The following is a 13706-nucleotide window of genomic DNA, read 5'->3' on the forward strand; positions in this document are numbered from 1 at the left end:
CGGAACCACCGCGCGCCACCGGACGGCGGACGGGCCCGTACGGCGTCCGCGGAGGCTCTTCCCCGGTGCGTCCGGTGGTTCCCGCCGGATACCGGGGATGGAATGCTGAGCGGGGGTACGTGGTTATGCGAGCCGTACAGCTGTGAGAGACAAGAGGAGCCAACGGTGGCCACCATCGAGGTAACCGAGAAGAACTTCAACGAGATCGCCGATGAGGGGATCGTCCTGCTGGACTTCTGGGCGGCCTGGTGCGGGCCGTGCCGCACGTTCGGGCCGATCTTCGAGAAGTCGTCGGAGAAGCACGACGACATCAAGTTCGGCAAGATCGACACCGAGGCGGAGCAGGCGCTGGCCCAGGGCTTCGAGATCACCTCGATCCCGACGATCATGGCGATCCGCGACGGCATCGTCGTCTTCGCCCAGCCCGGAGCCCTGCCCGCGCCGGCCCTGGAGGATCTGATCGGTCAGGTCCGCGCGCTCGACATGGAGGCCATCCGCGCCGAGCTCGCGAGCGAGATGGGCACTCAGAACAACTGATGCCCCGGATCGGGAAAGCCCCGCAGCCGCGGTAGCGCGTTCCAGTGGGACGGCCTGGAAGGGGGCGCCGCCCGTCGGGCAGGCGGTGCCCCTTTCGCCGGTCGCCTCCGCCGCCGCGCGCGACCACGAGCGGGAGCGGTGCAGGTCGGCTCAGCCGCAGTGCACCCATTCCGAGATGAAGTAGATCTCAGGGCTCTGGCCGCCCCATTGAATGCACTTGCCCGCCGCGTTGACCTTGACCGGGCCGGCGTAAATCTTGAACTGACCCTCGTCCCTTGTGAAAGCGGCACCGCTGCTGGCCCGGATCACGGCCGAGAGGTAGGAGGCCGTGCCGGTCGTCTTCTTCCAGGTGACCACACAGTTGGTGGTGCCGTTGTAGAGCAGGTAGGCGGTGGCGCTGCGCAGATCGAACTGGTCGATCACGTGGTAGGAGCCGCCGCCGCAGGTCGTGGTCGTCGCTTCTCGGCGCGTCATCAGGGGGAGGACGTGGTCGGCGCGGTGCCCCCGGTCCATGGGGTGGTGCCTGGCACTGGTGCTACCGCCCATCCGGGGCGCACCTGCCCGCGGCCTTGACTGTGACCATGATCGGGACAGTTTAACCCTAAAGTGATCATTGTTGCACTCTGGGAAGCTTGTCGCTTTTGGTGAAAATCGCAGCCTGGGGGAAGGCGTTGCGCATGAGTTCGGCACCGCAGTCCCGGGATCGCTCAGGGCGGCCCGGCGGCGTGAAGACGGGCGCCCGCTCGTTGTGAGCGGGCGCCCGGAATCGCTTGGGATCAGTCCGTCGCGACAACCCCTTGGAACCCAGGAGCGGAGGTTCGGGGCTTTCGGCGGAGTCGCCTCCGGTGGGTCAGACCGAGCGGTACAGCTCCGCCACCCGGAAGGCCAGGTCCAGCGACTGGCCCCGGTTGAGGCGCGGGTCGCAGGCCGTCTCGTAGCGCCGTGCCAGGTCGCTCTCGGCGATGTCCCAGCCGCCGCCCACGCATTCGGTGACGTCGTCACCGGTCAGCTCGATGTGGATGCCTCCCGGGTGGGTGCCGAGCGCGCCGTGCACCTCGAAGAAGCCGGCGACCTCGTTCAGCACGTCGTCCAGGCGGCGGGTCTTGTGGCCGCTGGGAGCCTCGAACGTGTTGCCGTGCATCGGGTCGCAGATCCACGCCACCGTCGCACCGCTCGCGGTGACCTTCTCCACCAGTGTGGGAAGGTGGTCGCGGATCTTCGAGGCGCCCATCCGGGTGATGAACGTGAGGCGTCCGGGCTCGTTGTCCGGGTTCAGCTTCTCGATCAGGGCGAGGGCGTCCTCGGGGCTGGTCGTGGGGCCGAGCTTCACCCCGATCGGGTTGCGGATCCGGGAGAAGAACTCCACGTGCGCGCCGTCGAGCTGGCGGGTGCGCTCGCCGATCCAGACCATGTGGGCCGAGACGTCGTACGGCTGACCGGTCCGCGAGTCGATCCTGGTGAGCGCCCGGTCGTAGTCGAGGATCAGCGCCTCGTGCGAGGAGTAGAACTCGACACTGTGGAACTCCTCCGGCTCGGCCCCGCAGGCGCGCATGAACGCCAGCGCCTGGTCGATCTCCCGGGCGAGCTGCTCGTAGCGCTTCCCGGCCGGGGACTCGGCCACGAAGTCCTGGTTCCAGGCGTGCACCTGGCGCAGGTCGGCGTAGCCGCCCTTGGTGAAGGCGCGGGCCAGGTTCAGCGTCACGGCCGAGGAGTGGTAGGCGCGCAGCAGCCGCCAGGGGTCGGGGACACGTGACCCGGGGGTGAAGTCGAAGCCGTTGACCATGTCGCCGCGGTAGGCGGGCAGCTCCACGCCGTCACGGGTCTCGTTGTTCTTGGATCGCGGTTTGGCGAACTGCCCGGCCATCCGGCCGATCTTCACGACCGGCACCTTCGCCGCGTAGGTGAGCACGATCGCCATCTGCAGCAGCGTCTTCAGCTTGTTGCGCACGTCGTCCGCGGTGGCCCCGGCGAACGTCTCGGCGCAGTCGCCGCCCTGCAGCACGAAGGCCTCGCCACGCGCCACCGCCGCCAGGTCCGCCTTGAGGTTGTCACACTCCCCGGCGAACACCAGGGGCGGCAGCCCCGCCAGTTCGGCGACGACCTTGTCCAGCTCGCCGCGGTCGGGCCACTCGGGCTGCTGCGCCGCAGGCAGCTGCCGCCAGGAATCGAGGTTGATGCTCACGACATACCAGGCTATTGCAACCGGGCGCGCGAACTCACCTTATTGTCCACGGAGTGAGAAACTTCTTTATACATCGTGAGACCCTGCCGGGGTTCCGACATGCTCGGGGCGGACTCCGAAGCCGATGAAACGGCGGGCGAGGGCGCCGATCACCGGCAGCCGGGAGATGTCACGCGGCAGTCTCAACGGCCGGGCGTCTCCGGACAGGGCGCGGCTGATCAACCGGTCCTGCACCACGCGCTGGGCGAACTGGGTGATCACGGTGGGCGGAGTGCGGCGACGCTGGACCCTGGCGAGCAGGGACTCGGGAATCTCGGTTCCGGCGGCCAGCGGTCCGGCCAGCAGGTTGGCCGCGGCCACCGCGTCCTGCACGGCCAGATTGATGCCGACGCCGAAGACCGGGGACATGGCGTGTGCCGCGTCACCGATGATCAACAGGCCCGGCCGGTGCCAGCGGCGCAGCCGGTTGAGCGCGACCGACAGCACGTTCACCTCGCCGAAGCCCGACAGCAGCCCCACCCGGTCGGCGAGGAAGGGCAGCAGCCCGGCGACCGGACCGCGGAGCGCCTCTATGCCCCGGGCCCGCAGGGCGTCGAAACCGCCCTTGGGGATCAGATAGGCGAGCTGCCAGTAGGTCTCGCGGTTGATCGCCACCATCATGTGGCCGGTGGACACGCGCAGGAACAGCTGGTCGGGGTCCGTGGACTCGCGCGGCAGCCGGAACCACAGCACGTCCATCGGCGCGCCGTGCTCCACCGGGACGAGCCCGGCTGCCCGGCGCACGTCGGAGTGCCGGCCGTCGGTGGCCACGGTGAGCGCCGCCCGCAGCTCGTGCTCGCCGTCGGCGTCCCGGTAACGGACCCCGCGCACCGCGTCGCCCTCCCGGATCACGTCGTGGACCTCGGCGTTCATGACGAGGCGGAAGGTGGGGTACCGCTTGGCGGCGTCGGTCACCAGGTTGAGGAAGTCCCACTGCGGCACAAAGGCGATGTAGCCGTAGCGGCCGGGGAGCCTGGACAGGTCGGCGATCGGCACCATGGCGTCGTCGGTCCACACGGTCATGCGCTGCGCCTTGCGGTGGGGCAGCCGGTCGAACTCCCCGGCCAGGCCGAGCTCGTCGAGGAGTTGCAGGGTCGAGGGGTGGATGGTGTCGCCCCTGAAGTCGCGCAGGAAGTCGCCATGCTTCTCCAGCAGCGTCACCTGGACTCCGGCGCGGGCCAGCAGCAGGGCGAGAACGGCTCCCGCGGGGCCGCCCCCCACGATCACGCATGTGCTCTGATCCATAATTCATCACCCATTGAAATTTTGGCACAGGGAACCCGGGAAGGGAACACCCTTGCCGGGTTCCCTGTGGTGTCGGCGAAATTTCCAACGGATAGTGAAGTAATCCCAACGACTTTCACGTGATCTTGCCGTACTCGACGTGGGTGAGAACGAGAGCGGCCTTGGCGATATCGCCGACTCGGCTGGGGCTGAGCGTGATGTGCTGAAGCGTCCGCCGGCGTTGCTCCAGCGGTCCGTCGGCGCGGGCCCGCTCCGGTGCGTCCTTCGGTTCGGGTGCCCGCCGCGCCCGGACCGACTCTCCATGACCTCGACGATGCGGGCCGGCCCCTCGTCAACCGTCCGCCACGCCCTCATGACCGCGTTCGGGCTTGATCCTCCACCAGGGCGGCGAAACCGTCGAGATGGCGTGCAAGGCCGTACTCGAACAGTCCGTCCAGGTCCGACGCCGTTTCCTCTGGAATCGTGGCCAGCAGTGGGAATCGTCCGCTGTCGAGGAGTTCATCGGCCCGCTTCCGCTGTGCCAGCCACCACTGGGCGAGCGTCACACCGGTCTCCTGCTCCGCTTCGACCTCATCCGCCATGGGCAGAGCAACGGTGACGACCAGTGCGTGCAGCGTGAGTGCCTCGCGAATCCGTGTCGTCATGGGCAGCCCAAGCCCGTCGAGTGCGCGCAGGGTCCACTCGGTGTGGGCCATCACGTTGGGCACGAGCAACGGGCGAGTGAACGAGACGGCCCTGGGCAGCCAGAGGTGTCGCCGGCACAGCTCCCATTGCCGGCGGGAGATCAATTCGAGCTTGGCTCGCCATCCCTGTGGCCCCGGGATGGGTAGCTCTGGTTCACCGAAGGCTTCGTCGACCATCTGTGTCACCAGTTCGTCTTTGTTCGCCACGTGCCGATACAGCGACATCGGACCGACGCCGAGTTCGGCCGCGAGTCGCCGCATGGACACGGCGTCGAGTCCCTCGATGTCGGCGATCGCGATGGCGGTGCGGAGAACGTGCTTGCGGTTCAGTGCCTGCTTGGCGACACCGGCCTGCCGCGGTCTGGGTGACGTGGTCAGGCTGACCGGCTGCTTGTGGCTCGTGCGTGCGCTGACCACCGTGCCGGAACCGACCTTCGCTTCGACCAGGCCCTCGTCGCGGAGAGCCGCCATCACTTTGGTTGCGGTCGCGACCGCGACGCCCCATCGCTGGGCGATCTGCCGGATGGAAGGCATCCGATCACCGGGCCGCAGGTCGCCGGTCAGGATCCGGGCACGGATCTCCGCGGCGATCCGCCGGTATGGCGGATCCGGTCGCTGCGCTGACGACGGCATGGGAGCCCCCGATCTATTGGTGAGGTCGTTGCCTTCCGGCAGTGTACTAGTTCAGCTTCTACAGTACTAGTTCACTTTGGCTACTCAAATGACTAAATAAACGCCACTTCTTCGGCAGTGTCGATACTCTGTACGCATGACAGCAGATACGCCGTACGCATCTGTGCGGCAGGTGGATGACGCAGACCAGCAGACGGTGTTGGACATCCTCACCGAGGCGTTCATGAACGATCCCGTCGCCTGCTGGCTCTTCCCCGAGGTCGGCGAACGAGGTCGTCTCCAGTCGCACTTCTACCGCCCTCTGCTCGCCCGTCCCGCCGCCGAGACATACCTGGTCGGCCGTCACGAGGGTGCTTCGGTGTGGCTGACGTTGGCCGCAGGCCAGGCGCCCCATGAGGAGCACCCGGACGCGCCCGAGGCGGGCCTGAACTCGGTCTTCGGTGAGAGCGGCGCGCGGCTGCGGGCTCTGGGTCAGGCGCTGGCTCAACGGCACCCCGATCGCGGACCGCACCTCTACCTCCCGTGTATGGGGGTGGTCGGCGGGCGGCAGGGCGCCGGACTCGGCTCGGCGATGTTGCGGCACCGGCTGGCGCGAGCGGACGCCGACGGGCTCGCCGCGTATCTGGAAGCGGGTTCGCCCCGGAGTCGTGCCCTCTACCTGCGGCACGGATTCGAGGATCTCGGCGAACCGGTTCGTGTGGCGGACAGCCCGCTCCTGTGGCCGATGTGGCGCCAACCGCGCCGTTGACCGCCGACGCACGACAACGCCGCCGACTCGCACCACCCGTCCGGCCACCCTCGCTCAACCGGCAGAACCCAACAGACAACCCAACAGGCACAAAGGGAGAACCTCAATGACAACGAACCATGAAGCAGACGCCAGCGGTGTCAGCGAACTCGGCAAGACGCCGCTGCACGACACCGCGACCGCCACGGCCGATCACGACGGTGATCGGCGACCGCCGACCCTGGTGTTCATCCACGGCACCAACGCCCCGTCGTACATGTGGTCGGGGCTGATCAACGAACTCACCCTGCGCGGGCACCGGAGCGTGTCCGTCGACCTTCCGGGACACGGCGACGAAGCGTTCATCCCCCGTGCCTACCAGGCTCCGCAAGACCTCCAGGCGCTGGCAACCGAACCGTCGCCGCTCGCCGAGTTCACCATCGACGACTATGTCGAGCGCGTCGTGGATGTGGTGCGCCGCGCCCGCCGCCACGGGCCCGTGATCCTTGTCGGCGCCAGCCAGGGCGGCGTCACCGTGAGCAGGGTCGGCAACGCCGTCCCCGACCTGCTCGATCGGGTTGTCTACGTCGCGGCGTACTGCTGCGTGGACCTGCCGAACATGACCGCCTATCTCGCCACGCCGGAGAACGGCGACAGCCTGCTCCCCCAAGTGACCCAGGCGCTGGTTGCCGATCCAGCGATCCTGGGGGTGAGCCGGGTCAACTGGCGCTCGGCCGACCCGTCGGTGTTCGACGGCATCAAGCAGTGCCTTGCCGGCGACTTCACCGACGAGGCGGTGAGCCGGCTGCTCCACACGCTCGAGCCGGACGAGACCGCCGGCATTCCCCTGGCTGAAGCGCGGGGCGAAGCGCAGACCTGGGGCCGGATCCCCCGGACGTATGTGCGCTTCACCCTCGACCGGCTGATTCCCCTGGCGCTGCAAGACCGATTCATCAACGAGGCCGACCGCCTCACTCCGGACAACCCGACTGACGTGCGAAGCGTCGCGGCACCCCATGTCGGCCCGTTCAGCCGGCCCGTACTGGTGGAGATCTTCGCCGAGCTCGCCGGCCGCTGACCCGGCGCGCACTCCGAAACGGCCGGCCGGGTCGGGCGCGCCGTCCGGCCACCGCTCGTCGACGAGCCTGCTCATAGGCACGGGATGACGGGCCTGGATGAGCAGCGCGGCGAGCACGGTGCGGCGTGATCAAGCTGAGACGACCTCGCCCGCCTGGACGATGTGGCGGATGCGCTCGGGCTCGGCGAGCACGCCGATGTCCCGCAGCGGGTCGCCGTCGAGCACGAGCAGATCGGCGTGCGCGCCCACGGACAGGGTGCCGATCTCGCCTGCCATGCCGACCAGTTCGGCGGCGTTGACCGTGGCCGCGCGCAGGACGTCGAGCGGCTGCTGGACCTCGCCGCGCAGGCGAAACTCGTGGTTCTGGTGCCGGTGCATGCCGCCCAGCAGGTCGGTGCCGTAGACGAGCCGCACGCCCCCGCGGGCCGCGCGTTCCAGCGCCAGGAGGCCCGCGCCGAGCACGTCGTCGACCTTGCGCCAGCTCGACTCGGGCAGTCCGAACGCCATGCCCTCCTCCTTGAGCGCCCAGTAGGTCACCAGGGTCGGCACGAGGTAGGCGTCCTGCTCCAGGAACAGCTCGACGCTGCTGTCGTCGATCAGGTTGCCGTGCTCGATGGAGCGTACGCCCGCCTCGAGGGCGCGGTTGACGGCGCGCGCGGTATAGGCGTGCGCGGCCACGTAGCGGTTGGCGGCCGCGGCCTCCTCGACGATCGCGCGGAGCTCGTCCATGGAGTACTGGGTGGAGTCGATGCGGTCGGTCGGGGAGGCCACGCCGCCGGAGGCCATGACCTTGATGTGGTGGGCGCCCTTGCGCAACTCGTCACGCGCGGCGGCTCGCACGGCGTCCACGCCGTCGGCGACGCGGCCGACACCGGCGCAGCACGGGTGATCGTCCTGCTGGTTCACGCCCCGGCCACGGAAGTCGGCGTGGCCGCCGGTCTGGCTCAGTCCCTTGCCGCAGAACAGCAGCCGCGGACCCCGGACCAGGCCCTCGGCCTGGGCGTCGGCGAGGCCGAAGTCCGCGCCGGAGGCGTCGCGTACGGTGGTGAAGCCGCGGTCGAGCATCTGGCTCATGATCCGGGCGCTGTGCGCGGCGACGTACGACGGCGACATGGACCCGAGGGAGCCGAGGTCGGCGGACGCGGCGGTGACGTGCACGTGCGCGTCGATGAGGCCGGGCACGACGCTGGCGCCCGCGACATCGACCACCCGGGTGCCCTCGGGCGCGGCCAGCCCGGGGCCCGCCTCCACGATGCGGCCGTCCTCGCAGCGCAGATCGCCCTCGGCGTACTCGCCGGTGGTCACGTCGAGCAGCAGCGCGTTGCGCAGCAGCAGGCTCACTTTTCGCCCTCCCGTACAGCGGCGCGCAGCGCGGGCACGGCGAGCCGTGCGAGGGACGCGGCGGCGGCGACCGACTCCTCGTCGTAATTCCCCTCGGCGTCAAGGATGTTGAGCACCCCGAGGACCTCCCCTCCGTCGATGACGGGCACGTTGATGATGGAGCCGCAGCCCAGGCTCTCGATCAGCTCGTGGTCGGCGAAGATCTCCCGTACAGCGGCCCGGTCGGGGCCGAAGTACGGCTGGCCCGCCTCGATGCACCGGGCAATCCAGCCCTGGGCGACCTCGACGGTCTTCTCCCCGCCCACCGGATACTGTTCCGGGTGGCTGCTGTGCGCCCGGCGCAGTGCGCGGCGCCCGGGAATCCAGGCGAGGACCGTGAACAGCCGTACTCCCAGCTCCCGCCGTACGGTCGCCTCCAGTTCGTCCAGGCCGGTCATTTCATCGTCTCCTTCGTCACGTCGGCGTGTTCGGTCAGGTCTTCGAGGGATCGTCCGGCCGTGGCCAGGCCGAACACGAGCACGCAGATCACCCCGGCCGCCAGCACCGCCGTGGTGAGGCCGAAGACGCCCGCGAAGCCCAGGCTCGCGGCGGACAGGCCGATGATCGTGGGCGCCAGGATGCTGCCGACCCGGCCGAACGCGCTGGACAGGCCGGTGCCGGTGGCGCGGATCCAGGTGGGGAACACCTCGGGGGTGTACGAGTAGACGCCTGCGTACGTGCCGTTGAGGAAGAAGGACAGCACCGCTCCGGCCAGCGTGATGGTGACCGGGCTGTCCATCTGGGACAGCCAGAACGCGCTGACCGCCGAGCCGGACAGGTAGATCGCGATGGTGTTCTTGCGGTCCAGCCGCTCCGACAGCCAGGCGGCGGAGAAGTAGCCGGGAATCTGCGCCAGGTAGATGATGATCGAGAACTCGAAGCTCTTCGTCACCGTGATGCCGCGCTGCACGAGCAGGGTCGGAATCCAGGAGAAGAAGCCGTAGTAGGAGAACGTGATCACGAACCAGATCAGCCAGATGACCGCGGTGCGCCTGGCCATGGCCGGGCTCCACAGGAACCGCAGGGCGTTGAACAGGTTCACCTTCGGCGTCTCCGTCGCGGGCCGGGCGGTGGTCTCCGGGACCGGCGGGAGCGGCTCGCCGACAGCCTGCTCGACGCGGCGTTCGAGATCGGCGACCACCGCCTCCGCCTCGTCCCGGCGGCCCTGTTGCAGCAGGTAGCGCGGCGATTCGGGCAGTGAGCGGCGCCACCACAGCAGCATCACGATCGGCAGCGCGGTGAGGAGCTGCGCGACGCGCCAGCCGCTGTCCATCGTCGGCACCACGAACCGGCCGATCAGCGCGGCCATGACGAATCCGAACGAGAAGAACCCGGCCAGCGCGCCGATGAACCAGCCGCGCCGGCTGGCGGGCACGAACTCCGACAGGAACGGCGCGATGATCGCGCTCTCCGCGCCCGCTCCTGCCCCGGCCAGCACCCTGGCCACCAGGAACACCTCGTAGTTCGGGGCGAACGCGGCGATGACGGAGAAGACGGCGTAGAAGGCCAGCGCGTACATCATGACCTTCTTGCGGCCGATGCGGTCGCCGAGCAGGCCCGCGATGGTCGCGCCGAAGAGGAACCCGAACGGTGTCGCGGACCCGATGAGGCCGAGCTGGCCGTTGCCGAGCCCCCACACCTCCTGAGCGCTGGGCAGCAGGAATGCGACCACGGCCGAGTCCATGCCGTCGAAGGTGTAGCCGAGGCCGCCGATCAGCAGCAGCAGGTAGTGCGGACGGCTCAGTGGAAGCCGGTCCAGACGGGCCAGCAAGGTCATTGGCGCACCTTCCCCAGGTAGTGGCCCTGCAGTTCGATTTTCAGCAACCTATATTGCTTTTTGTATGAACTGCAATAGTCTTTGCATAACGGGAAACGCGTAGCATGTCTCCGGGCGAGGGAGAGGATCACGTGACAGAGCGCGCGCCGGACAGCTTCGAGGACTGGTTGCGCGCCCGCGTGCCCCAGCGCGGACTGCGCCCCAAGGCGGCCGCGGTGCTGGAGGTCCTCCTCTCGCAGCCGCGCCGGGCGTCGTTCGGGTCGGCGGCCGAGCTGGCCCACCTCGCGGGCGTGAACGTGGCGACCGTGACCCGCACCGCCCAGGCGCTCGGGTTCACCGGATGGCCCGCGCTCCAGCAGGAGCTGCGCGCACGATACCTGTCGTCACTCAGCGCCGGCCAGGTCGCCGCCGAGCACAGCGGGACCGGCTCGCCCAGCTCCAGATCGCTCCGGCGCGACCTCGACAGCCTCGCGCTGCTCAACCGGCGGCTGGACGAGGCGGTGCTTCTCACGATCGCCGAGGCGATCGCCGCCGCCGGCCGTACCTTGATCGTCGCCGACGGCAGCTACGCCGCGGTCGGCCTGGCGCTCGCGCACAACGCGCGGCTGGCCGGCTACCCCGTCACGGCGGTCACCGCCGGCGACGCCGAGCTGGCGAACAGCGTGGCGGCGATCGGCGTCGGCGACGTACTGATCGCCATCAGCTTCTGGCGGCTGTATGAGAGCACGGTGCTGGCGGCCAACGTGGCGCGCTCGCGCGGCGTGCGGGTCTTCGCGCTGACCGACGCGGCGAGCCCCGCCCTGGCGGACGCGGCGGAAGCGGTGGTGATCGTGCCGGCCGAGGGGGTGGCGTTCTTCCCGTCGCTGACCGCCGGCATGGCCGTCGCCCAGGCGCTGGTCACCCAGCTCGCCGCCGTGGACCCGGGGCGCACCGGCGTCTCCATCGAGGCGGCCGAGGGCATGTGGGCGACGTTCGGCCTGCTGCACCGCCGTCCCGCACCGGCGGCCTCCGCAGGCAGGCCGGCAAAGGTCCAGCGAGCCGGTGAGGCCGCGCAGGGCTGAGATCCGTATCATCCGGCCCGCGCGGGCGCCGGCAGGCCAGGCCGCGGATCCCGCCCGTCGCCGAGCAGGTGAACCGGCTGTCAGGCGGAGAGCTGGTCCAGCGCGCTGAGCAGGGAGGCGATGCTCCGGTCGCGGAGGGGGGCGTAGTCCTCCTCCGCGACCGGCGGGGGCCGTTCTCCACCAGAATGATCAACGCGAGGTGGAGGCGGTAAAGGGCGATCCGGGTGCGGGCGGAGCGGGTGAACTCCACGACGCCGCCCGCCGCCCGGTAGCCCGCCACGATCTCGTCGGTCTCCGCCGGCTCGCCGAAGATCGTCGGCGCGTCGAGCTCGGCGGCGGTGAGCGGGCGCTTGGTGTTGCTGTCCATCGCCGCCTCAGATCGGGGAGATCGTCCAGGAGGTCTCGACCTTGTCGCCGGGCTGCAGCACGATCAGGTCGGTGCCGGAGTTGAAGGCGTCCGGCGGGCAGGTCATCGGCTCGACGGCCAGCCCCTGGAAGTCGAGCACCGTCCCCGTGCACACCTGGACCCAGGGCAGGACCGAGGCGTCCCAGCGGATCTCGACCCCGCCGTCCGGGCCGTTCACCCGGACCCGGACCAGCCCGTCGGCGTCCGCGAGGAGTCCGGTGAAGGCGTGGTCCACGGCGGTGCCGCCGACCGTCCGTGCGGTCGTGAAGTCGTACGGCGTGCCGGAGACGTCCTCCAGGGAGCGGGGCAGCAGCCGGTCGTCCACCAGCAGCACCTTGGTCGCGGGCAGGTGCAGCTCGTAGTCCTCGACCCGCTCTCCCGCCAGCAGCCACGGGTGCGGGCCGCAGCCGTAGGGGGCGGGACCGTCGCCGAGGTTCTCGGCGGTCACCGTGGTGGTCAGCCCCTCGGACGTGAGGGAGTAGAGCACCTGCAGGGCGACGGTGAACGGGTAACCGGAGGAGGGGGTGATCGTGTGGGCCAGCCGTACGGAGCCGTGCTCGTCCTCCACGGCCAGCCACTCCACCGCCTCCCAGTCGACCCCGGCGACCAGCCCGTGCAGGGCGTTGCCCCTGTCCTCCTCGTTCGCCGTCAGCCGGTGGGCCCGGCCCTCGAAGGTGTAGGAGGCGTCGGCGATCCGGTTCGGCCAGGGGGCGAGGAGGGTGCCGCTGTAGTAGGGGATCGGGCCGTCCACCGGCCAGCTGGGCACCAGATCACGTTCGCCGTGGCGGAGCACGCGCAGGGCGGCGGACCATTCGGTGATCTCGGCGTGCAGGGTGCCGCTGCGGAGGGTGAACATCCGGGACACGGGGGTCCTTTCACCAGGAGGGAGAGTCGAACGTGATCGGATCGAAGGTATACGGGCCGGGGACCCTGTTAAGCGGAGGCCCGCTCGACCAGATGGGTGTCCAGTATCACCACCGGTTGCTCCAGGTGCTCGCCGTTGATGCGGGCCACAAGGAGATGGGCCATCTGGCGGCCCATCGCCTCGGTCGGCTGGTGCACGGTGGTGAGCGCGGGGGAGGAGTGCGAACCGGCGGGGGAGTCGTCGAAGCCGATCACCGCCACGTCCTCGGGGATGACCTTGCCCTCCTCCCGCAGCACCCGGATCGCACCCAGCGCCATCGGGTCGGAGGCGGTGAACACCGCGTCGATGCCGGAGTTCTCCGCGAGGAGTTTGCGCATCGCGACGATTCCGCTCTCCTCGCTGAAGTCGCCGTAGGCCACGATCTCGGGCAGGCCGGTGGCCAGCAGCGCGTCACGGTAGCCCGCGAGCCGGTCCACGCCCACACCCATGTCCTGTGGCCCCGCGATGGTGGCGATCCGCCGCCGGCCCTTGCCCAGCAGGTATTTGACCGCCTGCCGGGCGCCTGCCCGGTTGTCCACGTCGACGTAGCTGTAGGGGGTGAGCCCGACGGGCCGGCCGCCGATGACGGTCGGCACGCCCATCGCCTCCAGCCGTCCGGGCAGCGGGTCGGCGCCGTGCAGCGAGATCAGCAGCACTCCGTCGACGTGCTGGCCGGTCAGGTAGTGCTCCAGCCGCTCGTGGTCCTGCTGTGACTGGGCCATCGCCAGGATGAGTTGCAGACCGGTCTCGGAAAGGGCCGAGCCGATGCCACGGATGGTCCCGGCGAAGTAGGGTTCGTCGAAGACGCGCAATTCCGACTCCGAGACCACCAGTGCGACCGTGTCGGTGCGCCGGGTGACCAGTGCGCGGGCGGCCCTGTTCGGAACGTAGCCCAGCTCCTGGATCGCCTGCTGCACGGCGTCACGGGCCTTCTCGCTCACCTTCGGTGAGCCGTTGATGACCCGCGACACCGTGCCACGGCCGACACCGGCCAGAGCCGCGACCGCCTCAAGCGTCGGACGACGGTCGCCGTTCATGTTCTTCGCCCCCATAA

At 69.6% G+C, this 13706-nt stretch carries 13 protein-coding genes; 4 read left to right on the top strand and 9 right to left on the bottom strand.

Going from position 1 to position 13706, the window contains the following annotated elements; all coding sequences use genetic code 11:
- Positions 1-165 precede the first annotated feature (165 nt).
- The gene (gene trxA / locus FHR32_RS39140; protein WP_184759621.1) at positions 166-537 is read left to right on the top strand and encodes a thioredoxin; all 372 of its coding nucleotides are present in this window, start codon (positions 166-168) and stop codon (positions 535-537) included.
- Positions 538-687: 150 nt separating this feature from the next.
- Here trxA and FHR32_RS39145 read toward each other — a convergent pair whose 3' ends face one another.
- The 4 genes from FHR32_RS39145 to FHR32_RS39160 form a co-directional block, all read right to left on the bottom strand.
- Positions 688-1083, bottom strand: a complete 396-nt coding sequence (locus tag FHR32_RS39145) for a hypothetical protein (protein WP_184759623.1) — start codon at positions 1081-1083, stop codon at positions 688-690.
- Positions 1084-1387: 304 nt separating this feature from the next.
- Complete coding sequence (locus FHR32_RS39150; RefSeq protein WP_184759625.1) at positions 1388-2719, bottom strand: class II 3-deoxy-7-phosphoheptulonate synthase; 1332 nt, start codon at positions 2717-2719, stop codon at positions 1388-1390.
- Between the two features lie 66 nt (positions 2720-2785).
- Positions 2786-4003 (bottom strand): FAD-dependent oxidoreductase, encoded by a 1218-nt coding sequence (locus tag FHR32_RS39155; protein WP_184759627.1) that lies wholly within the window; start codon positions 4001-4003, stop codon positions 2786-2788.
- Positions 4004-4353: 350 nt separating this feature from the next.
- Positions 4354-5319 carry a GntR family transcriptional regulator gene (locus FHR32_RS39160; protein WP_184759629.1) on the bottom strand — a complete coding sequence of 322 codons (966 nt, stop codon included), beginning with the start codon at positions 5317-5319 and terminating at the stop codon, positions 4354-4356.
- 136 nt (positions 5320-5455) lie between these two features.
- Here FHR32_RS39160 and FHR32_RS39165 point away from each other — a divergent pair, with 136 nt between their 5' ends.
- Both FHR32_RS39165 and FHR32_RS39170 read left to right on the top strand, forming a co-directional pair.
- Complete coding sequence (locus FHR32_RS39165) at positions 5456-6067, top strand: GNAT family N-acetyltransferase (RefSeq protein ID WP_184759631.1); 612 nt, start codon at positions 5456-5458, stop codon at positions 6065-6067.
- Between the two features lie 106 nt (positions 6068-6173).
- On the top strand, positions 6174-7124 hold the full coding sequence (locus tag FHR32_RS39170; protein WP_184759633.1) for an alpha/beta fold hydrolase: 951 nt from the start codon (positions 6174-6176) through the stop codon (positions 7122-7124).
- Positions 7125-7253: 129 nt separating this feature from the next.
- Here FHR32_RS39170 and FHR32_RS39175 read toward each other — a convergent pair whose 3' ends face one another.
- Genes FHR32_RS39175 through FHR32_RS39185 form a run of 3 tightly spaced genes read right to left on the bottom strand, consistent with a single transcriptional unit; the run spans position 7254 to position 10281 of the window.
- The gene (locus FHR32_RS39175; protein WP_184759635.1) at positions 7254-8465 is read right to left on the bottom strand and encodes a metal-dependent hydrolase family protein; all 1212 of its coding nucleotides are present in this window, start codon (positions 8463-8465) and stop codon (positions 7254-7256) included.
- Positions 8462-8902, bottom strand: coding sequence for a GAF domain-containing protein (locus tag FHR32_RS39180; RefSeq protein ID WP_184759637.1), 441 nt, complete (start codon positions 8900-8902; stop codon positions 8462-8464). The genes FHR32_RS39175 and FHR32_RS39180 overlap by 4 nt, the downstream gene beginning before the upstream one ends.
- The gene (locus FHR32_RS39185; RefSeq protein WP_184759639.1) at positions 8899-10281 is read right to left on the bottom strand and encodes an MFS transporter; all 1383 of its coding nucleotides are present in this window, start codon (positions 10279-10281) and stop codon (positions 8899-8901) included. Before FHR32_RS39185 ends, FHR32_RS39180 begins: the two co-directional genes overlap by 4 nt.
- Positions 10282-10412: 131 nt before the next feature.
- Between FHR32_RS39185 and FHR32_RS39190 the strand changes: the two genes are divergently transcribed.
- Entirely contained in the window at positions 10413-11342 is a 930-nt protein-coding gene (locus FHR32_RS39190; RefSeq protein WP_312882909.1) for a MurR/RpiR family transcriptional regulator, read from the top strand.
- A 374-nt stretch (positions 11343-11716) separates the two neighbouring features.
- On the opposite strand, the gene FHR32_RS39195 is transcribed toward FHR32_RS39190, so the two are convergent.
- Together FHR32_RS39195 and FHR32_RS39200 are read right to left on the bottom strand one after the other, a co-directional pair.
- Positions 11717-12604, bottom strand: coding sequence for an aldose 1-epimerase family protein (locus FHR32_RS39195; protein ID WP_221466881.1), 888 nt, complete (start codon positions 12602-12604; stop codon positions 11717-11719).
- Between the two features lie 77 nt (positions 12605-12681).
- Positions 12682-13689 carry a LacI family DNA-binding transcriptional regulator gene (locus FHR32_RS39200; protein WP_184759643.1) on the bottom strand — a complete coding sequence of 336 codons (1008 nt, stop codon included), beginning with the start codon at positions 13687-13689 and terminating at the stop codon, positions 12682-12684.
- Positions 13690-13706 lie beyond the last annotated feature (17 nt).

This window comes from Streptosporangium album, from assembly GCF_014203795.1.
In the GTDB taxonomy this organism is placed as follows: domain Bacteria; phylum Actinomycetota; class Actinomycetes; order Streptosporangiales; family Streptosporangiaceae; genus Streptosporangium; species Streptosporangium album.

Coding starts and splice junctions, on each gene's coding strand:
- FHR32_RS39145 (WP_184759623.1), bottom strand. CDS start 1,083: ATGGGCGGTAGCACCAGTGCCAGGCACCACCCCATGGACCGGGGGCAC.
- FHR32_RS39155 (WP_184759627.1), bottom strand. CDS start 4,003: ATGGATCAGAGCACATGCGTGATCGTGGGGGGCGGCCCCGCGGGAGCC.
- FHR32_RS39160 (WP_184759629.1), bottom strand. CDS start 5,319: ATGCCGTCGTCAGCGCAGCGACCGGATCCGCCATACCGGCGGATCGCC.
- FHR32_RS39165 (WP_184759631.1), top strand. CDS start 5,456: ATGACAGCAGATACGCCGTACGCATCTGTGCGGCAGGTGGATGACGCA.
- FHR32_RS39170 (WP_184759633.1), top strand. CDS start 6,174: ATGACAACGAACCATGAAGCAGACGCCAGCGGTGTCAGCGAACTCGGC.
- FHR32_RS39180 (WP_184759637.1), bottom strand. CDS start 8,902: ATGACCGGCCTGGACGAACTGGAGGCGACCGTACGGCGGGAGCTGGGA.
- FHR32_RS39185 (WP_184759639.1), bottom strand. CDS start 10,281: ATGACCTTGCTGGCCCGTCTGGACCGGCTTCCACTGAGCCGTCCGCAC.
- FHR32_RS39195 (WP_221466881.1), bottom strand. CDS start 12,604: ATGTTCACCCTCCGCAGCGGCACCCTGCACGCCGAGATCACCGAATGG.
- FHR32_RS39200 (WP_184759643.1), bottom strand. CDS start 13,689: ATGAACGGCGACCGTCGTCCGACGCTTGAGGCGGTCGCGGCTCTGGCC.